We start from the raw sequence: 18,999 nt of genomic DNA, 5'->3' as shown, positions 1-18,999 counted from the left end.
GCAGTGCAGCAAGCGGTTGATTTCGCACGCTTTACAAGCTCCTATGAAAACGTTTACGTTCCGCGCCGTCAGCCCCGGGAGGGGCAGGGGTAAAGGGCGATAACCACGTGAGTGTGACGATCAAAGACGTCGCGAGAATGGCCAACGTATCGGTGGCCTCGGTATCTCGCGCCCTCAACGGACACGGCGGCGTCACGGCGGAAACGCAGAAGCGGATCCGCGATGTGGCCGCACGCCTGCGTTACGTGCCGCACAGCGGCGCCCGCAGCCTGATCACCCGTCGCACCCAGACCATCGGTGCACTGCTTCCCGATCTGCACGGTGCGTTCTGGTCCGAACTGATCCGCGGCATCGATCTCGCCGCACGCGCCCGTGGCCTTTATCTGCTGGTCTCCAGTTCCCACGGCGACTCCACCGAAGCCGCCATCGCCCTGCGTTCCATGCAGGGCCGGGTCGACGGCCTGCTGGTGATGTCCCCGCACGCCGATGAAGCCTTCCTCGACGAAAACCTTCCCGTGATCGTGCCGACGGTGCTGATCAACAGCCACGTCCGCTCGGAGCGCCAGGCGTCCCTCGACGTCGACGATTTCGGTGGTGCCCGCGCCATGGTCGAGCACCTGCTCGGGCTGGGTCGCAAGCGCATCGTGTTCATCGCGGGACCCGAGGTGAACCACGACGTGCAGGAACGCTGCCGTGGTTATCGCACCGCGCTCGAAGCCGCCGGCCTCGGCGATCGTGCGTCGATCCTGCCCGGCGACTTCACTGAGGAATCCGGCTATCGCGCCGGTAAGCAGGCGCTTGCGATGGTGCCGCGCCCCGACGCGATCTTCGCCGCCAACGACATGATGGCGATCGGCTGCCTGTCCGCCCTGGCCGAAGCCAGGGTACGCACGCCCGAAGACATCGCGGTGGCCGGCTTCGACGATATCCCGATGGCGCGTTATGTCTCGCCGCCGCTGACCACCGTGCGCATCCGGATCGCCGAACTCGGCGAAGCCGCGCTCGGCCGTCTTGCCGGAATGATCGAATCACCCGATGACGCCACGCCTGAGCCGAGCGTCGTCGGCACCGAACTTGTCGTGCGCGCCTCGTGTGGCGGCAACGACACGGTAAGACGACGGGCCTGACCGGCCCTGACGCAACACGGCTTGCCGGGCCGTGGCTGGTTTACCAGGACGGCGACACACAGGACTTGCGCACATCCACCGGTCCGCCATGCGGAACGGGCGCCCACACGGGGGCAGAACGCTCTCAACGAAGAAAAGTGGCACGACCACCGCGTCACGACATCAACGTCGACCCCGTGAAAAGCGCCCTGCCGGGCCGGAACAACACACACAAAACGTTTGGGAGAGGGGAAACATGAAGGCCTCGATGCATTTGAAGAAGAAGTTGCTGGTCAGCGTCATCGCCGCCGCCGTCGCCACGGCCATCGCGCCGACCATGGTCATGGCGCAGAGCGCCAACGCGACCCTGCGCGGCAAGGCCACGCCGGGTGCGAACGTCACCGTATTCAACCCGCAGACGGGCCTGACCCGTCACGCGACGGCCGGCGCCGATGGTTCGTACACCATCAACGGCCTGCCACCGGCTTCGTACCAGGTCGATGCCGGCCCGGGCACCGAGCAGAATGTCACCCTGACAGTCGCTTCGACGGCTACTCTCAACCTCGCCGCCCCGGCCGGGCAGGGTGCGGCCGTGACCACCGCCAATGCCACCAAAATGGAAGGTGTCTCGGTGTCCGCTTCCACCATCCAGGAAGTGAAGACCCCGGAAGTCGGCGGCACGATTTCGCTACATCAGATCGCCACCATCCCGCAGGCGTCGCGTAACTTCCTCGAGTTCGCCGATACCGTGCCGGGCATGGTCTTCAGCGTCGATGCCAAGGGCAACACCTCGCTGCGTGGCGGTGCGATGAACAACAGCTCCACCAACGTCTACATCGACGGTGTGAGCCAGAAGAGCTACGTGAAGGAAGGCGGCGTCTCCGGCCAGAACAACAGCCAGGGCAATCCGTTCCCGCAGCTGGCGATCGGCGAGTACAAGGTCATCACCTCGAACTACAAGGCCGAGTACGACCAGGTCTCGTCGGCGGCGATCACAGCGGAAACCAAGTCGGGCACCAACGAGTTCCACGGCGAAGTCTTCGGCACCTATACGAACGACGCATTCCGCAACCGCACCCCGATCGAGAAGACGTCGGGCAAGGTCGACTCCGAATCGAAGGAGTACGGCTTCGCGCTCGGCGGACCGATCATCAAGGACAAGATGCACTTCTTCATCGCTTTCGAGCAGAAGAAGTTCGACACGCCGATCTCGGTCGTGCCCAACAGCGTTAACTACGCGGGTGACGTGTCGACCCTGCTGCCGGCCAGCGTGCAGTCGGAACTCGGCTCGGCCAACCTGAACTTCGACGAGAAGCTGTATTTCGGCAAGATCGACTGGGAACTGACCGACCGCGATCGTATCGAGGTGAGCACCCAGGTACGTCGCGAAACGCAGATCTCGGGCATCGGTACCGGCACGACCCCGTCGGCCGGCGTCAACAATGAAAACCACGACACGCGTGCGATCTTCAAATGGGCGCATAGCGCCGACAGCTGGTACAACGAGCTGATCTTCTCTTACGAGAACGCGTACATCCAGGCGAACCCGCTGTTCGCGGGCAACGGCTATACGTACTCGTGGCAGCCGGACGTCAACAACCCGACCATCATCACCACCGGTTCGGCTGACCCGCGTTCGACGCAGAACAAGAGCCAGGAAGGTCCGATGGTGTCGGATACCTTCACCTTCAATGACCTGGAATGGCAAGGCGACCATGTCGTCAAGCTCGGTTACAAGTTCAAGTCCATCGAACTGAAGGCCGCCGACGCAGCCGCGCAGAGCCCGCAATTCTTCTACGACGTCAACCCGACCGGCGTGTCGGCTGAGCCGTGGCAGGTGTTCTACGCGTCCAACCTGCCGGGTTCGGATGGCGTGGCCAAGACCCACACGCGCCAGTACGGCGTGTTCGCCCAGGACGACTGGTCGGTCAACGACCACCTGACGCTGAACCTCGGTGTTCGCTGGGATTACGAGGTCAACCCTTCGTACACCAACTTCGTCACCTCGCAGCGCGTGATCGACGCACTGAACTCGCAGAACCCGTATGCGGGCGCACTGCCGGGCCAGACCTATGCGGACTCGCTAGCCGCGGGTGGCGTCAACCTCAATAACTACATCAGCAACGGCAACAACCGTCACTCCTTCAAGGGTCAGTGGCAGCCGCGTCTGGGCTTCTCTTACGACCTCTTCGGTGACGAAGAGCACGTGATCCACGGCGGTGCCGGTCGCGCGTATGACCGTAACCTCTATGACTACCTGCAGACGGAAGTCACCAAGCAGTCGCTGCCGCAGACCACGCTTCGCTTCAACATTCCAAGCCACCCCTGCGATACGGCGTCGTCCACCTGCGTACCGTGGAACCCGGCCTTCCTCGGTGGCCAGAATGTTCTGCAGAACTACCTCGTCGGCGGCAACTCCGGCCAGGAAGTCGACCTGCTGAACAACAAGCTGAAGGCACCGTACTCCGACCAGTACAGCCTGGGCATGTCGAACACCGTGGGCGACTGGCTGACCGATGCCACTGTCACCCGCGTGCTCAGCAAGGACGGCTTCGCCTTCACGCTGGGTAACCGTTATCCGAACGGTGCGTTCTGGCAGGACAAGAGCCAGCCGTGGAACTATCCGATCCCCAACGTCGGCGGCCTGATCCTGGGCGACAATGGCATCCAGACGCGTACCACGCAGGTCCTGCTGTCGGCGCAGAAGCCGTACACGAAGGAATCCGGCTGGAGCACGAGCTTCGCGTACACCTTCTCGCACGCCAAGCAGAACCGTGACATCAACGAGCACTACTCGTTCGACGAAGCGACGATCGGCGACTATCCGTACATCACGTCCAACGCCGTGTCCAAGCACCGCTTCGTCGCGACGGGCGCGCTCGATCTGCCGTGGGGCATCAGTGGTTCGCTGAAGCTGACGCTCGCCACGCCGTTGCCGAAGAACGACTCGGCCTGCTACGGCCAGCTCGAGGCCAACGGCTCCGGTTGCGTCCCCACCTCCGCGACGCCAAGCGGCCAGAAGTTCCTGGTCGGTGGCGACATCTGGGGTTACCGCGATATCGATCTTCAGCTGACCAAGGATTTCATCATCAGCGGTGACACGAAGATCTATGCACGCTTCGACGTGCTGAACGTCTTCAACTGGGCCAACTACGCCGACTACAACGTCAACTGGGGTGCCGACGGCGTCATGAACAGCAACCCGGTCACGTACAACAAGAAGGGCAACATCGTTTACCTTCCGCGTACCGCCCGCTTCACCGTCGGCCTGAAGTTCTGATCCACCTGGCGCATCCGGACCTCCGGATGCGCCATACTTTGGCGCCCGCGAGTCTCCCCGCGGGCGTTCTTTTGTTCCGGCGAGAAACAGTCCTTCGGGACTTTTATTTGCCTCGCGGCCGTAAACGTTTACGCGCGAAAGGATCCACGTCATGCAAGCCACCAAGTTCAAGCGTCTTTCCCTCGCACTGGGCGCACTGCTCGCCCTGGCAGCCCCGTTCGCCATGGCGCAGAACGCACCGATGAAGGTCAAGCACACCCCCTCCGTCGCTAGCCTGAAAGATCTGCACCCCGTTCCGCCGATGGTCGCCGACCTCGAGAAGCGCACCTTTCAGTGGTTCTGGGACAGCGGCAATCCGACTAACGGGCTGGTTCCCGATCACTACCCCACGCAGTCGTTCGCCTCCATCGCCTCGGTCGGTTTCGGCCTGACGGCGTACGGTGTCGGCGTCGAGCGCGGCTACATCACGCGGGACCAGGCGATCGACCGCACGCTGGCCACGCTGCGCTTCTTCAACGATGCGCCGCAGAACGACAGCGAAGACGAAGCTACCGGCTTCCACGGATTCTTCTATCACTTCCTGAACATGGAGACGGGCAAGCGCGAGGCGCGCTGGGTCGAAGTGTCGACGGTGGACACGACGCTGCTGCTCGGCGGCGTGCTGTTCGCACAGAGCTACTTCGATCGCGACGACGCGAAGGAGAAGGAAATCCGCGATCTCGCCGATGCGATCTACCGGCGCGTGGAATGGCCGTGGGCACAGAACCACGGCGCGCTGATCAGCATGGGCTGGACGCCGGGCGGCAAGATGATTCCGCACGACTGGGCCGGGTACAACGAAGGCATGCTGGTCTATATCCTCGCGCTGGGCTCACCGACGCACCCGGTGGGCGACGATGCGTGGCAGGCCTGGACGAAGACGTACGACAAGACCTGGGGTAAATTCCACGGGCAGACCTTCCTCAACTTCGCACCGATGTTCGGTCACCAGTACAGTCACACGTGGGTGGACTTCCGCGGCATCCGCGATGCCTGGGGCCGTTCGCACGATATGGATTATTTCGAGAACAGCCGTCGCGCGACTTACTCGCAGCAGGCGTATGCCGTCGCCAACCCGGGCGGCTGGAACGGTTACGGCAAGAACGTCTGGGGCCTCACGGCCAGTAACGGTCCCGGCGGCCTGATCATCAAGCAGGGCGACCGCGAGCGGACCTACCAGGGCTACACCGCGCGTGGTGCGGGACTCGATTACATCTCCGACGACGGCACCATCGTGCCCACGGCGGCGGGTGGCTCGATCGCGTTCGCGCCGGAAATCGTGATCCCCGCGCTCGAAGAAATGAAGAAGAAGTACGGCGCGAACATCTACACGAAGTACGGCTTCGTCGATGCGTTCAACCTGACCTTCGATACGCATACCGAGGTGCGCACGGGCCGGATCATTCCGGGCTTCGGCTGGGCCGACACCGTGCACCTGGGCATCGATCAGGGTCCCATCGTGCTGATGATCGAGAACTACCGCAGCGATTTCGTGTGGAGCGTGATGAAAAAGAACCCGTACATCCGCAAGGGCCTGCAGCGCGCGGGCTTTACGGGTGGCTGGCTCGATGCGGAAACGGCCGCCAACCTATGGTGAAGCGCGCCACCCGTCTGTTACGTATGACCGCGGCGCTGGTCCTCACTGGCGCCGCGGTGGCTGGCTGCGCGAAGCCGGAAGACGGTTCACGGACCCTGCAGTTCTGGACCATCGGTCGCGAAGGCGAAGCGGTGGCCAGGCTGCTGCCCGAGTTCGAGCGTGAACATCCCGGTCTGCATGTCGAAGTGCAGCAACTGCCGCTGACGGCCGCGCACCAGAAGCTGCTGACCGCGTACGCGGGCGATTCGACGCCGGATCTCACCCAGCTCGGCAACACCTGGGTGCCCGAGATGGTCGCGCTGGACGCGATCGAGCCGCTCGATGCACGCGTCGCCGCGTCGAAGGTGATCGATCCGAAGGATTACTTTCCCGCCATCTGGTCGACCAACGTCATCGACGGCACGCTGTACGGCGTGCCCTGGTATGTCGATACGCGCCTTCTGTTCTATCGCAAGGACCTGCTGGCGAAGGTCGGCTACGACCACCCCCCGCGTGACTGGGCGGAGTGGAAGGCGATGATGGTCAAGCTGGCCCGGCCGGTGGGTCAGACATATGGCGTACTGTTGCCGACCAACGAATTCGAACAGCTGTTGTCGCTGGCCCTGCAGCAGAACGAGCCGCTGCTTCGCGATGGCGGTCGTTACGGCAACTTCCGCAGCGCCGGTTTCAAAAAGGCACTGGGTTTCTACGTGTCGATGTTCAAGGACCAGCAGGCGCCGATGATGACCAATGTCGGCGTGGGCAACCCGTGGGCCGCGTTCGGCCAGGGCTTCTACGCGTTCTACCTCTCTGGTCCCTGGAACATCGGCGAGTTCCGCAAGCGGCTGCCGCCGGAGCAACAGGGCGACTGGGGGACCGTGGCCCTGCCGGGACCGAACGGACCGGGCGCCTCGAACGCCGGTGGTTCCAGCCTGGTGATCTTCCGCCAGTCGAAGCATAAGGACGACGCGTGGGCACTGGTCGAGTTTCTCTCGCGACCGGCCATCCAGGAGCGCTTCTACCAGATCCTCGGCGACATGCCGCCGCGCCGTTCGTCGTGGGACGCTCCTGCGCTGAAGAACGACGACAAGGCGGCCGCCTTCCGCGACCAGCTCGACCGCGCCAAGCCGACTCCGCCCGTCGCGGAGTGGGAGCGCATCGTCACCGAGATGCAGCTGGTCGCCGCACAGGCATCGCATGGCGACATCACCGTGGATGAAGCTGCCGCGGAAATCGACCGTCGTGCGGACCGTCTGCTCGAGAAACGTCGCTGGATGCTCGACCACGGTCACAAGGCAAGCCCATGAATACCTCCCGCGCCGCCTGGTTGTTCATCACGCCCGCGATGATCGTGCTTGGCCTGTTCTTCCTGTTGCCGGTGATTGCCGCGCTGGTGCTTTCGGTCACTGACTACGACCTCTACGCGCTCGCCGATATCCGCAACCTGCGTTTCGTCGCCTTGCAGAATTACTGGTCGCTGCTGCAGCGTCCGTTGTTCTGGTCGGCGCTGGGCCATACCGTGTACTTCGTCGTGGTGGGCGTGCCGCTGTCGCTGATGGCGTCGCTCGGTGCCGCGATGTTGCTCAATTCGCCACTGGCCCGGTTCAAGCCGTTCTTTCGTACGGCGCTCTTCGCGCCCGTGGTGACGACCGTGGTGGCCGTCGCCGTGATCTGGCGCTACCTGTTCAACACGAAGTACGGCCTGATCAACTACGTGCTCGACAACATCGGCCTGCCGACGGTGGACTGGCTCGGCGATCCGCACTGGGCCATGCCCACGATCATCCTGTTCGCCGTATGGAAGAACTTCGGCTACAACATGATCATCTTCATGGCGGGGTTGCAGGCGATTCCCGGCGATCTCTACGAAGCCGCACGCATCGATGGTGCCTCGGCGATGGCGCAGTTCCGTCACATCACGCTGCCGATGCTGAAACCGACGATGGTGATGGTCAGCATCCTCACGGTGTCGGGTTACTTCCAGCTGTTCGCCGAGCCGTATGTCATGACCGAAGGTGGCCCGTTGCAGAGCACCACATCGGTGCTGTACCTGATGTACGAAGAAGGCTTCAAGTGGTGGAACCTCGGCTCGGCTTCGGCCGTCGCCTTCATCCTCTTCGTGATCATGTTCGCGGTCACCGCCGCGATGCTTCGCCTGTCGAAGCAGGGAGAGCCGGCATGAGCCCGCGCATAGCAAAAGCGCTGATCAATGGCCTGCTGATCGGTGCGGCCGGCATCGCGATCACGCCCTTGCTGTACATGCTCTCGGTGTCGTTCATGACGCCGGGCGAGGCCAGTGCATTGCCTCCGCCCGTCTTGCCGACACACTGGACCTTCGGCAACTATCGTCAGCTCTTCCTCAACGCGGGCATGGGTCGGTACCTGTTCAACAGTCTGCTGATCTCCACCGCGATCACCGTCGTGTCGCTCGCCTTCAACCTGATGGCCGGCTATGCGTTCGCCAAGCTGGAGTTCAGGGGTCGCCAGCGGATCTTCCAGATGCTGCTCGGCGCGCTGGTCATTCCGGCACAGGTGGCGATGCTGCCGTTGTTCCTGTTGCTGAAGTACATGGGACTGGTCAACACGTATGGCGCGGTCATCGTGCCGGCGCTGGCGACCATCTTCGGCATCTTCCTCGTTCGCCAGTATGCGAGCGGCATTCCGAACGATCTGATGGAGGCCGCGCGTATCGACGGTGCGGGCGAGTTCCGCATCTTCGCCACCATCGTCATGCCCCTGCTCAAGCCGATCATGGTCACGCTGGCGATCTTCACCTTCCTCGCCGCGTGGAACGATTTCATGTGGCCGCTGATCGCGCTGACGGGACAGGAGCATTACACGCTGCCCATCGCGCTGGCATCGCTTTCGCGTGAACACGTGCAGGACAGCGAGCTGATGATGGCGGGTTCCGTCGTCACGATCCTGCCGGTGCTGGTGCTGTTTCTCGCCTTGCAGCGTTACTACCTCGAAGGCCTGCTGATGGGCAGCGTCAAGGGATAACTCGATGTCGCGTCTCGCACCGTTTTTGCTGGCTTTCGCGGGTTGCCTGCTCATCCTGCCCGTCGCCGCGGCCGAAAGCGCACGTGTGCTGGACACTTTCGATACCGCGATGGGATGGAGCGCCACGCATACCGACGATGTCTCGGCATCGCTGCGTACCGTGGCTGACGCCCAGGGGCAGGCGATCTGTCTCGACTACGACTTCAACGGCGTATCCGGCGCGGCTTCCCTCAAGAAGCTGCTGCCGATCGAATTCCCGGAAGGCTTCGTCCTGCGCTTCGACGTACGCGGACAGATGCCGCCGAACACGTTGCAGCTGAAGCTGATCGACGACACGGGCGACAACGTGTGGTGGTTCCAGAAGCCGTCCTTCGTGCCGACCGCATCGTGGCAGACGATCGAGGCGAGCAGCCGGCAGGTGGAGTTCGCATGGGGGCCGGTCAGGGACCGCACCTTGCGGCGCACGCGGGAAGTCGAGTTCGTCGTCTACAAGGAGAGCCTTCGCGACGGACTGCCGAACCGCGGATCGGTGTGCTTCGATAACCTGACGCTGAGCGCACGGCGGCCCGAGGCCGTGCCCGCCGCGGTGCCGACGGCCAATGCGGTGTTCGAAGCCAGGGCGAAACAGGTGCGGCGCGGTCTCTATCCGCGCGGGTTTTCGGGTGAACAATCGTACTGGACGATCGTCGGCGTGGATGGTGGCAGCCGCGACTCCGCACTGATTTCCGAGGACGGGGCGGTCGAAATCGCACGGGGTGGCTTTTCCGTCGAGCCGTTCCTGATCGACAACGGCAAGCTGCTTACGTGGGCCGACGTCACGACGACGCAAGCGCTGCGCGACCGCTACCTGCCGATGCCGTCGGTGCAGTGGAAGAAGGGCGACGTGTCGCTCACCACGAGCGCCTTCGCCCAGGGGGCGCCGGGCGCATCGCAACTGGTGGTGAGCTATCGCCTCGCCAATGACGGCGACGCGGCGCGCGAGCTCACGCTGGCTCTGGCGGCGCGTCCGTTTCAGGTCAATCCGCCCACCCAGTTTCTCAATGCGCCGGGCGGAACGAGTCCGGTGCGAGACCTCGCGTGGGACGGTCATGCACTCACCGTCAACGGTGTGCGCAAGATCATTCCCCTGCAGCCGACATCGTCGTTCGTGGCAAGCGCCAGCCAGCCGACGACCCTGACCGAACGGCTGGATGCGGGCCAACGCCCGGTCGTGCGCTCGATCCATGCGGATGACGGGTTCGCACAGGGCGCGCTGCTGTATGACGTCCATGTGCCTGCACACGGGCATGTCGACCTCGGCGTCGTGATTCCCGTGAAGCAGACCGATGACGTGACGCTGCCGTCCAGCGCTGGGCAGTGGTTGTCGGCCCGTGCGGATGCGGTGGCGGCGCTATGGCGCGACAAGCTCGACCGTGTCGATTTACGCGTGCCCGCGCAGGCGCAGCCCGTGGTCGACACCCTGCGGAGCGGGATCGCGCAGATCCTGATATCCCGTGACGGTCCGGCGCTGCAACCGGGTACGCGCTCGTATTCGCGCACCTGGGTACGCGATGGCGCGATGATGCTCGAAGGCCTGCTGCGCACAGGCCACGAAGATGTCGCGGCCGAGTTCGTCCGCTGGTACGCACCGCATCAGTTTTCGAACGGAAAGGTGCCCTGTTGCGTCGATGCGAGGGGCTCCGACCCCGTACCTGAGAACGACAGCCAGGGTGAACTGATCTTCAGCATCGCCGAATTGTGGCGTTACACGCACGATCGCGAGGCTCTCGACGCGCTGTGGCCGCACGTGACTCGCGCCGTCGCGTACATGGAAACGTTACGGGCCAGCGAACGACAGTCCACACGTCTGCAGGGTCCGGACCGTGCGCTGTACGGCCTGATGCCTGCATCGATCAGCCACGAAGGCTATTCGACCAAGCCGATGCATTCGTACTGGGACGACTTCTGGGCGCTCAAGGGTTACGACGACGCGGTCGATCTTGCCGGCGTACTCGGACATGCCGAAGAGCAGGCATCGTTCCGTCGTTCACGCGATCAGTTCCGCGGCGACCTGCATGCATCGATCGCCGCGGCGGTGAAGGAAAAGGGCATCGACTTCATTCCCGGCTCGGCGGAGCTGGGTGACTTCGATGCGACCTCGACGACCATCGCCTTGTCACCGGGTGGCGAGCAGGCACGCCTGCCGAAGGCACTGGTCGACGCCACGTTCGAGACATATTGGCAGAGCTTTGTCGCGCGACGCGACGGCAAGACTTCCTGGAAGGACTATACCCCTTACGAGTTGCGCACGATCGCCAGCTTTGTCCGGCTCGGCTGGCGCGACCGGGTGGGCGACCTCATCGCCTTTTTCTTTGCGGGCCGTCGTCCGGCCGCGTGGAATCAGTGGGCGGAGGTGGTCGGGAGAGATCCGCGCGAGCCTCGCTTCGTCGGCGACATGCCGCACGCGTGGATCGCCTCGGACTATGTGCGCTCGGCGCTCGATCTGTTCGCCTATGACCGCGCGGCGGATCGGTCGGTGGTGGTCGCCGCCGGTGTGCAGCCTGACTGGCTGGCGGGCGAGGGCATCGCGATCCGGGATCTGCGCACGCCCTATGGGCGCTTCGGGTACACGTTGAAGGCGACGCATGGGAAAGCCGTGCTGACCATCACCCAGCCGATCGACCCGCCGGGCGGGGTGGTCTTGTCATTACCTTCGGGAGAGGTGAAGGTGGAGAAGGGCCGGACGAGCCTGACCGCGCCGCTTCAGTGAGTCGCCACGCGAGTCCGCAGCAGCGCATCCACCGCCTGCTGCCACTCCGCCGAACCCGGCGCCGCCTGCGGCGCTTCCTGACCGAGCTTGGTATTCACCGCCTGATTCCACGCCGGCGTCTCGGGCCGGGGGCCGTGCCCGTCATCACTGACCGCCAGCGTCCTGTCGACCCAGGCATACCATTCGGGCGAGCCCAGAGCCGCGTTGGCCGGGGCTGTCTTGCCGGGAGCGGGCGTGCCGTCCGACGGGGCGGAGGCTGCGGCCGAGGACGTCGCGGCCGCGGGAGCACCGGACGCCGCCTCCGGTGAAGACGGCGAACAGGCGGCGATGATCAATGCCGCACTGAGTGGCACGATGGTGAGCAAAAAGCGCATGGGCAATGAAACCTTCGCGAATGCGTAGGGGGCCGATCGTAGCTAGGCCTTCCCGTCCGCCGGTTAAACGGCGGAGGGAACTCACGGCATTTGTTCAGTTTCGGATCATCGCCGAATCAGAACTTACCGGCGCGAAAATCGGCGATCGCCTCGTGAATCTGTGCCGGCGTATTCATGACGAACGGGCCGTAGCGGGCAACCGGCTCGTCCAGCGGCCGCCCCGCCACGAGAAGGACACGCGCGGCTTCGTCGGCGGCGAAGCTGACCGTATCTCCCTTCGAGAGCACGGCCAGTTCGCTGCGCGCCAGCGGCCCGCCCGCGACCGTCGCCGAGGTGCCGTCGAAAACGTAGGCGAACGCACTGTGCCCCTCGGGGAGGCTGAGATCGAAACGGGCGCCTGCGTCGAGGGCGATGTCCAGATAGACCGGCTGGGTGGCGATGCCCGATACGGGTCCCGTCGCGCCAGCCAGTTCACCGGCGACCACGCGAACCGTCACGCCATCGGCAGGTTGCACGACCGGAATGTCGCCGGGCGGAATGTCCTGGTAACGCGGGGCGATCATCTTGTCCGAGGCGGGCAGGTTCACCCACAGCTGGAAGCCCCACATGAGGCCGGCTTCCTGCTGCGGCATCTCGGAGTGAATCAGGCCGCTACCGGCGGTCATCCACTGGACGCTGCCGGGACCGAGGTCACCGCGATTGCCCTTGTTGTCGCCATGCTGCATGCGACCGGCGAGCATGTACGTCACAGTTTCGAAGCCGCGATGCGGGTGGTCCGGAAAGCCTTCGATGTAGTCGCCCTCCTGATCCGAGCGAAATTCATCCAGCAGCAGGAACGGGTCGAGAATGTCGAGGGCCGGCTGGCCAATGACACGCTTCAGCTTCACGCCGGCGCCGTCGGCGGTATCCATGCCGCGCACGCGGCGGACGATGGTTCGTTGGGTCATGACGGTGCTCCGGATTCGATCGTTACAAGATGCCGGTATTCACACGGGAGACCAAGTCGTCTGACAAGAACGGACTGTTCCGCGAATGGCTGCACTGCCGCACGGATCGCAGTCAGGGCCGGCGATGCGCTCAGTGCACCCAGTGTCCGGAACGCTGCCGCGGCGGACCGTCGTCGTTCTCGCCGCGCGGGCGGGTCATCGCCTTGAGCTCGTCTTCGGTCGGGCCGTTGGTCCGCCAGTACTCACCGACGGCATTGAGCACCTCGGGCAGCTGACCCAGGCATTCGTCGTATTCGTCGTCGGTCAGTTTCTCGAACTCCGCATCCGCCTGCAGCACGCCCTCATCGACCGCCAGGGCCATGATCGGTCCCAGCAGCTGCATCAGATTCGCGTCTTCGGCCAGGCGGTTTTCCCAGAGCTGCGCACGCATGTCGATGCCGCGGCTGAAACCTTCGCACCAGCCAGCCGCCGACAGCATCGGGCCATCCTCGGTGTCGATTTCACCGAGAATCGGCTCGTAGGCGTCGACGTCGAGTTCGGCGCTGATCGAATCGTTGAGCTTGGCGAGCAGGGCGAGCACGGCATTGCCTTCGTCTTCGTCCTCGAAGGCGTCGTGCAGCACTTCGTGCAGCCATTCCTCGGGCTTGACCTCGAGCGGACCGACCGCGATCGCCGACAACAGGCCATGGACGCCGTCGAGCATCAGATCGCCGTCGTTGCCGTGGGCGCGCAGATAGATGTCGAGTTTTTCGAGCTCGGCGTCATCCAGCGAGCTCGGCCATTCGGACTTGGGTGTGTTCAAAGCTTCAACTCCAGCGCGACGGGCGCGTGGTCGGACGGCTGTTCCCACGTGCGCGGTGCCTTGTCGATGATCGACGAGGTCGCCAGGGATTTGAGCGCATCACTGATCAAGATGAGGTCGATCCGCAGACCGAGGTTGCGGCGGAATCCCGCCTGGCGGTAGTCCCACCAACTGAAAAGGCCGGCATCTTCGTTGAAAAGACGGAAACTGTCGTGAAGACCGACGTCCAGCAGCGCCTGCAGGGCGGCGCGTTCCGGCGGCGAGCAGAAGATGTCCTCGCCCCATGCCACGGGATCGTAGACGTCGCGATCGTCGCGGCAGATGTTGAAATCGCCGAGGACGACCAGCTTCTCGTGCCTGGCGCGCTCGGCCTCGAGGAAATCACGCACCCGCGCCAGCCAGTGCAGCTTGTAGGTGTACTTCTCGTCACCCAGCGCTTTGCCGTTGACCACATACAGGTTCACGACGCGGATGTCGCCGACGGTAGCCGCCAGGATCCGGCGCTGCGGATCGTCCAGGCCGTCGATGTCGGTGACGACGTCGGTCAGCTCATCTCTGGCGAGGATGGCGACGCCGTTATAGGTCTTCTGCCCGGAGAACACCGAGCGATAGCCCATCGCGGCGATTTCGTCCGCCGGGAACTTGTCGTCGGTGAGCTTGGTTTCCTGCAACGCCAGGATGTCGGGCTGCGCCTCCCCCAGCCATTGCTGGACATGGGGCAGGCGGACCTTGAGCGAGTTGACGTTCCACGACGCGATCTTCATCGCGCCATTGTAAAGGAAAGCCGCGCGCGGCTAGGGCGGTGGACGCCAGCTCCCGCCGGGAATTCAGGCCAGGCCGTAGCTCTTCAGCAGAGCGTCGGGCTGAGGTTCCCGGCCGCGGAACGCCGTGAACGACGCCAGCGCCGGCCGGGTCGAGCCGACCGCCAGCACTTCCTTGCGGAACCGCTCGCCGGTCGCCCGGTCGAGCACGCCAGCTTCCTCAAAGGGCTCGAACGCGTCGGCGGACAGGACCTCGGCCCACAGGTAGCTGTAGTACCCGGCCGAATAGCCGCCGGCGAAGACGTGGGTGAAGGCGTGCGGAAAACGCTGCCAGGCCGGCGGATGCAGCACGGCCACTTCATGCCGAACTTTCTCCAGCACGTCCATCGGACGGGCGCCGACGGCCGGGTCGTATTCCAGATGCAGCAGGAAATCGAACAGGCCGAACTCCAACTGCCGGACCAGGAACAAGCCGGCGTGGAAGTGGCGCGCGTCGAGCATCCGCTGGTACAGCTCATCCGGAAGCGGCTCGCCCGTCTCGTAATGGCGGGCGAATTCGCGCAGGGCCTGACGATCCCAGGCGAAGTTTTCCATGAACTGACTGGGCAGTTCCACGGCATCCCATTCCACGCCCTCGATGCCGCTGATGGACGGAATATCCACCTCGGTCAGCATGTGATGCAGACCGTGGCCGAACTCGTGGAAGAGGGTGAGCACGTCGTCGTGGGTGAGCAGCGCCGGCGCGCCGTCGGTCGGCGGCGGGAAGTTGCAGGTCAGGTAGGCGATCGGCAGCTGCAGCTGCTCGCCGTCGCGGAAACGCGAGGCTGCCACGTCCATCCAGGCGCCGCCGCGCTTGCCCGAGCGCGCGTACATGTCGAGGTAGGCACCGGCGAATACGCTGCCGTCGGCATTGACCACGTCGTAGTACTTCACATCCCTGTTCCACGTGTCCACGTCGTCGCGCGGCACGAAGCGGACGCCGTACAGACGCTCCACCACCATGAACAGGCCGTCGATGGCTGCGAAGGCCGGGAAGTACGGCTTGATCTGTTCCTCGTCCAGCGCATAACGCTGCTGGCGCAGGCGCTCGGCGGCGAAGCCGACGTCCCACGGCTCGAGGTTGTCGATCTTCAGTGTTTCGGAGGCGAAGTGGCGGAGCTCTTCCAGTTCCTTCTTCGCGACCGGCCTGGCCCGCGCGGCGAGGTCGCGCAGGAAGCGAAGCACGACCTCGGGCGAGGTGGCCATCTTGGTCGCCAGCGATTCTTCGGCGGCGTTGGCAAAGCCGAGCAGCTGGGCGGCCTCGTGGCGCAGCGCGACGATCTTCTCGATGCGCCCGGAGTTGTCGAACTTGCCCTTGTCCGGGCCCTGGTCCGAGGCGCGGGTCTGGTAGGCGTAGTAGACGGCCTCACGCAGATCGCGGTTTTCGGCGTAGGTCAGCACGGCCTGCACGCTGGGCTGTTTCAGGGTGACGAGGTAGCCGTCGAGTTTTTCTTCCCGTGCGTATTCGCGCAGCACCGCACGGCCCGACGCCGGGATACCGGCCAGGTCGCGTTCGTCGGTGATGTGCTTGTGCCAGGCCTCGGAGGCATCGAGCACGGCGTTGGAAAACTCGGTGGTCAGCCGCGACAGCTCGACGCCGATCTCGCGGAAACGGGTGCGCGCAGGCTCTTCGAGCGCGACGCCGGACAGGCGGAAATCGCGCAGCGCGTGCTCGACGGCCGCGCGCTCGGCCACCGGCAGCTCCGCGAAATCCGCACGGTCGGCCACGGCCTGCACGGCGGCGTAGAGGTCGCGGTTCTGGCCGACTTCCATGCCATGCTCGGTGAGCTTTTCTTCCGCGGCGCCATGCGCCTTGCGCAGCGCTTCGGAGTCGGCGACGGAGTGCAGGTGACTGACGGGCGACCATGCGCGCGACATGGTCTGGTCGAGGCGCTCCTGGGCCAGGATCACGTGCTCGAAGTCGCGCGGCGCATCGGCCGCCGCGATGGCATCGATAGCGGCACGTTCGGCGGCGATCAGGCTGTCGATGGCCGGCTCGACATGTTCCGGACGGATGGCCGAGAACGTCGTCAGGCCGTTCGGATCAAGAAGCGGGTTGGTGCTGGTATCCATGGTCGATCTCCTCTCAGGCACCCAGCGTGGAGCCCTGAGGGAGGCAAATCAAGCGGCAGTGCGTCGCGCCGGACGCAACGTTCAGGGCCGGTCAGGCCAGGTAGTCGTCTTTCAGGCGCACATAGTTGGCGGCCGAGTAATAGAGCTGTTCGACCTGCTTGTCGCTCAGCACGCGGACCAGCTTGCCGGGATTGCCCAGCCAGAGTTCGCGCTCGCCCACGATCTTCCCCGGCGGGATGACCGTCCCCGCGCCGACGAAGCCGTATTTCTTCACGACCGCGCCGTCGAGCACGGTCGCGTGCATGCCGATCAGGCAGGCATCCTCGATGGTGCAGGCGTGGATGACCGCCCCATGGCCGATGGTGACGTCCTCACCGATGATCGTCGGGAAGCCGCCCGGGCTGTATGGGCCGTCGTGCGTGACGTGAATGATCGCGCCATCCTGCAGATTGCTGCGCGCACCGATGCGGATGTGGTGCACGTCACCGCGGGCCACCGCGCCGGGCCAGACCGAGACATCGTCGGCCAGTTCGACATCGCCGATAACCGTGGCGGCCGGGTCGACGTATACGCGGGCGCCAAGGCGGGGAAGGATGCCCTTGAAGGGCCGGATCGAGTGGGTCATGGCGCGATTCTAAACCTTCGCGCCATCGGCCCGCCCGGCCGGTTACATGAACGAGCCGCCGATGATCCGGCCTTCGCTGTCCAGCTTGGGGAAGTAACGGCTGTTGTTCTGGCGCATTTCCCGGGTGCTCATCATGTCCGGAGTGACCAGCGTGACATCGGGATAGGCCGCGTGGAACTGCGCGGGCGTCGGCTTCGTGGCGATGAACGCGTCGAAGGCTTTCATGTCGGTGACGAATCCGGCGACAGGTTTCGGCTGAGCGGCCGGAGCGGTCTGGCAGGCCACGAGGGCCGCGGCGCCGAGCACGGCGGTGAAAAAGAGAACAGCGAGACGATGCATGGGGCGAGGCTCCTTGCCTGGGGGAGCGTGGATTATGCCGCCGGAGGGTGCGACGGTTCATGAATCCCGTCGCACCTCCATCGATCGGTCAACCGTTGCGGCGGCGGATCTGCTCGGCCCTGGCCTCATCCTCGGCCGTGATCACCTGCTGCTGGGCATCGAGCTTGGCGCCCAGAATGATCAGGGTGTAGTTCGTCGGATCGTAGTCGCGAAGCAACGCGATCTCGCGACGTGCGTCTTCCAGTTCACGACGGTTGATCTGCCGCTCGATTTCCCTGGAGGCAAACGGCAGCGTCTCACGAAGCGCGTCCTGCGCGGTGGCATTGTTCGCTTCCAGTTGCAGCACACTGAGGTAGTACTCGTAGGCATTGTTGCCCTGAGGGGCGATCAGCCTTCCTTCGCGCGTGGCGTCACGAGCGAGCCCCAGCAGGATGTCGACGCCCGACGGGTCGCTGCCCGCGTTCGCGGGAGCGGCCGCTGCGAGATCGGCCAGGCTGGCTTCGGCCGTGGCGGTCGTACGCTGGTGCAAAATGACCGCGGCTGTACCGGCGAGGGCCGCAGCCGCGATGACCATGGTGATGATCGCGCGGCGGGGAACCGCGGCGATGTTTGGCTTGGACATGGGGAGATCCGGGGGGAACCGCCCGCGACCAGGCCGGCCCCCTGTCGGACGGCCCCGGCGGGCGGGACATGTTCCCGCCGCATTGTTGCAATTCCGCTACGGTGGGCCTCGAGAAACCGATGCAAGGATGGTTTTGATCAATCCCCGTTCCACCGGCCGCGCTTGAATGGCCGCACCTCCAGGAAAGGAACGCCGCCATGATCCTGCTGCTTGCCCTGCTCATCGGCGTTGTCGCCGGTCTCCGCGCCATGATGGCCCCGGCTGCCGTCGCCTTCGCGGCGCGCTTCGGCGGCCTGGCGCTGACCGGCACGCCGCTCGCCTTCATGGGTTACGCCTGGACACCCTGGATCTTCGGCATCGCGGCGCTCGGCGAACTGGTCACCGACCAGCTACCGAAGACGCCCAGCCGCAAGGTTCCGCCGCAGTTCGGCGCCCGGATCGTGCTGGGCGGGCTCTCCGGCGGCTGTATCGGCGCGGCTCACGCCATGCTGACAGGCGGCATCGTCGCGGGCGTCGCCGGTGCCGTCATCGGCACGCTCGGCGGCTCGGCGGTACGCGCGAAAATGGCCGCCGCTTTCCGCAGCGATCGCCCCGCCGCCCTCATCGAGGACGCCGTGGCGATCGTGCTGGCGGTCGCGGTGGTCTGCGCCGCCTGAGACCAGACCGG

At 64.7% G+C, this 18,999-nt stretch carries 16 protein-coding genes; 8 read left to right on the top strand and 8 right to left on the bottom strand.

Annotated elements, in window-relative coordinates; all coding sequences use genetic code 11:
* Window positions 1–107 precede the first annotated feature (107 nt).
* The 7 genes from FA85_RS10420 to FA85_RS10390 all read left to right on the top strand — a co-directional run bounded on the left by FA85_RS10420 (window position 108) and on the right by FA85_RS10390 (window position 11,750).
* Complete coding sequence (locus tag FA85_RS10420; RefSeq protein WP_036108917.1) at window positions 108–1,127, top strand: LacI family DNA-binding transcriptional regulator; 1,020 nt, start codon at window positions 108–110, stop codon at window positions 1,125–1,127.
* A 235-nt stretch (window positions 1,128–1,362) separates the two neighbouring features.
* Entirely contained in the window at window positions 1,363–4,386 is a 3,024-nt protein-coding gene (locus FA85_RS10415; protein ID WP_051943118.1) for a TonB-dependent receptor, read from the top strand.
* A 151-nt stretch (window positions 4,387–4,537) separates the two neighbouring features.
* The gene (locus FA85_RS10410; RefSeq protein ID WP_036108919.1) at window positions 4,538–6,022 is read left to right on the top strand and encodes a glucoamylase family protein; all 1,485 of its coding nucleotides are present in this window, start codon (window positions 4,538–4,540) and stop codon (window positions 6,020–6,022) included.
* A complete protein-coding gene (locus FA85_RS10405; RefSeq protein ID WP_051943119.1) occupies window positions 6,016–7,308 on the top strand; it encodes a sugar ABC transporter substrate-binding protein in 1,293 nt (430 codons plus the stop codon). The genes FA85_RS10410 and FA85_RS10405 overlap by 7 nt, the downstream gene beginning before the upstream one ends.
* Entirely contained in the window at window positions 7,305–8,183 is an 879-nt protein-coding gene (locus FA85_RS10400; protein ID WP_036108921.1) for a carbohydrate ABC transporter permease, read from the top strand. The genes FA85_RS10405 and FA85_RS10400 overlap by 4 nt, the downstream gene beginning before the upstream one ends.
* On the top strand, window positions 8,180–9,001 hold the full coding sequence (locus FA85_RS10395) for a carbohydrate ABC transporter permease (protein ID WP_036108923.1): 822 nt from the start codon (window positions 8,180–8,182) through the stop codon (window positions 8,999–9,001). Before FA85_RS10400 ends, FA85_RS10395 begins: the two co-directional genes overlap by 4 nt.
* Window positions 9,002–9,005: 4 nt before the next feature.
* On the top strand, window positions 9,006–11,750 hold the full coding sequence (locus tag FA85_RS10390; RefSeq protein WP_051943121.1) for a glucosidase family protein: 2,745 nt from the start codon (window positions 9,006–9,008) through the stop codon (window positions 11,748–11,750).
* Here the strand turns inward: FA85_RS10390 and FA85_RS10385 are convergent.
* The 8 genes from FA85_RS10385 to FA85_RS10350 all read right to left on the bottom strand — a co-directional run bounded on the left by FA85_RS10385 (window position 11,744) and on the right by FA85_RS10350 (window position 18,332).
* Window positions 11,744–12,124, bottom strand: coding sequence for a hypothetical protein (locus FA85_RS10385; RefSeq protein WP_036108925.1), 381 nt, complete (start codon window positions 12,122–12,124; stop codon window positions 11,744–11,746). The genes FA85_RS10390 and FA85_RS10385 overlap by 7 nt on opposite strands.
* A 116-nt stretch (window positions 12,125–12,240) precedes the next feature.
* On the bottom strand, window positions 12,241–13,071 hold the full coding sequence (locus FA85_RS10380; RefSeq protein WP_036108928.1) for a pirin family protein: 831 nt from the start codon (window positions 13,069–13,071) through the stop codon (window positions 12,241–12,243).
* A gap of 130 nt (window positions 13,072–13,201) precedes the next feature.
* On the bottom strand, window positions 13,202–13,873 hold the full coding sequence (locus FA85_RS10375) for a YecA/YgfB family protein (protein ID WP_036108931.1): 672 nt from the start codon (window positions 13,871–13,873) through the stop codon (window positions 13,202–13,204).
* Window positions 13,870–14,637 carry an exodeoxyribonuclease III gene (gene xth, locus FA85_RS10370; protein ID WP_036108933.1) on the bottom strand — a complete coding sequence of 256 codons (768 nt, stop codon included), beginning with the start codon at window positions 14,635–14,637 and terminating at the stop codon, window positions 13,870–13,872. Before xth ends, FA85_RS10375 begins: the two co-directional genes overlap by 4 nt.
* 63 nt (window positions 14,638–14,700) lie before the next feature.
* Complete coding sequence (locus FA85_RS10365; RefSeq protein ID WP_036108936.1) at window positions 14,701–16,746, bottom strand: M3 family metallopeptidase; 2,046 nt, start codon at window positions 16,744–16,746, stop codon at window positions 14,701–14,703.
* 91 nt (window positions 16,747–16,837) lie between these two features.
* Window positions 16,838–17,371: a gamma carbonic anhydrase family protein gene (locus tag FA85_RS10360; protein WP_036108940.1), complete on the bottom strand. Its 534-nt coding sequence runs from the start codon at window positions 17,369–17,371 to the stop codon at window positions 16,838–16,840.
* 42 nt (window positions 17,372–17,413) lie between these two features.
* Window positions 17,414–17,710: a hypothetical protein gene (locus FA85_RS10355; protein WP_036108943.1), complete on the bottom strand. Its 297-nt coding sequence runs from the start codon at window positions 17,708–17,710 to the stop codon at window positions 17,414–17,416.
* 88 nt (window positions 17,711–17,798) lie between these two features.
* Window positions 17,799–18,332 (bottom strand): hypothetical protein, encoded by a 534-nt coding sequence (locus FA85_RS10350; RefSeq protein WP_036108945.1) that lies wholly within the window; start codon window positions 18,330–18,332, stop codon window positions 17,799–17,801.
* A 197-nt stretch (window positions 18,333–18,529) separates the two neighbouring features.
* Between FA85_RS10350 and FA85_RS10345 the strand changes: the two genes are divergently transcribed.
* Window positions 18,530–18,988 carry a membrane protein gene (locus tag FA85_RS10345; RefSeq protein WP_036108949.1) on the top strand — a complete coding sequence of 153 codons (459 nt, stop codon included), beginning with the start codon at window positions 18,530–18,532 and terminating at the stop codon, window positions 18,986–18,988.
* Window positions 18,989–18,999 lie beyond the last annotated feature (11 nt).

Origin of the sequence: Luteibacter mycovicinus (genome assembly GCF_000745235.1) — a bacterium.
Lineage (GTDB): Bacteria > Pseudomonadota > Gammaproteobacteria > Xanthomonadales > Rhodanobacteraceae > Luteibacter > Luteibacter mycovicinus.
This window is presented reverse-complemented; position numbering and strand designations above follow the sequence as displayed.

Excerpts from the sequence above, each read along its gene's own strand:
- FA85_RS10415 (WP_051943118.1), top strand. The coding sequence starts at position 1,363 with ATGAAGGCCTCGATGCATTTGAAGAAGAAGTTGCTGGTCAGCGTCATC.
- FA85_RS10410 (WP_036108919.1), top strand. The coding sequence starts at position 4,538 with ATGCAAGCCACCAAGTTCAAGCGTCTTTCCCTCGCACTGGGCGCACTG.
- FA85_RS10405 (WP_051943119.1), top strand. The coding sequence starts at position 6,016 with ATGGTGAAGCGCGCCACCCGTCTGTTACGTATGACCGCGGCGCTGGTC.
- FA85_RS10400 (WP_036108921.1), top strand. The coding sequence starts at position 7,305 with ATGAATACCTCCCGCGCCGCCTGGTTGTTCATCACGCCCGCGATGATC.
- FA85_RS10395 (WP_036108923.1), top strand. The coding sequence starts at position 8,180 with ATGAGCCCGCGCATAGCAAAAGCGCTGATCAATGGCCTGCTGATCGGT.
- FA85_RS10390 (WP_051943121.1), top strand. The coding sequence starts at position 9,006 with ATGTCGCGTCTCGCACCGTTTTTGCTGGCTTTCGCGGGTTGCCTGCTC.
- FA85_RS10385 (WP_036108925.1), bottom strand. The coding sequence starts at position 12,124 with ATGCGCTTTTTGCTCACCATCGTGCCACTCAGTGCGGCATTGATCATC.
- FA85_RS10380 (WP_036108928.1), bottom strand. The coding sequence starts at position 13,071 with ATGACCCAACGAACCATCGTCCGCCGCGTGCGCGGCATGGATACCGCC.
- xth (WP_036108933.1), bottom strand. The coding sequence starts at position 14,637 with ATGAAGATCGCGTCGTGGAACGTCAACTCGCTCAAGGTCCGCCTGCCC.
- FA85_RS10365 (WP_036108936.1), bottom strand. The coding sequence starts at position 16,746 with ATGGATACCAGCACCAACCCGCTTCTTGATCCGAACGGCCTGACGACG.
- FA85_RS10360 (WP_036108940.1), bottom strand. The coding sequence starts at position 17,371 with ATGACCCACTCGATCCGGCCCTTCAAGGGCATCCTTCCCCGCCTTGGC.
- FA85_RS10355 (WP_036108943.1), bottom strand. The coding sequence starts at position 17,710 with ATGCATCGTCTCGCTGTTCTCTTTTTCACCGCCGTGCTCGGCGCCGCG.
- FA85_RS10350 (WP_036108945.1), bottom strand. The coding sequence starts at position 18,332 with ATGTCCAAGCCAAACATCGCCGCGGTTCCCCGCCGCGCGATCATCACC.
- FA85_RS10345 (WP_036108949.1), top strand. The coding sequence starts at position 18,530 with ATGATCCTGCTGCTTGCCCTGCTCATCGGCGTTGTCGCCGGTCTCCGC.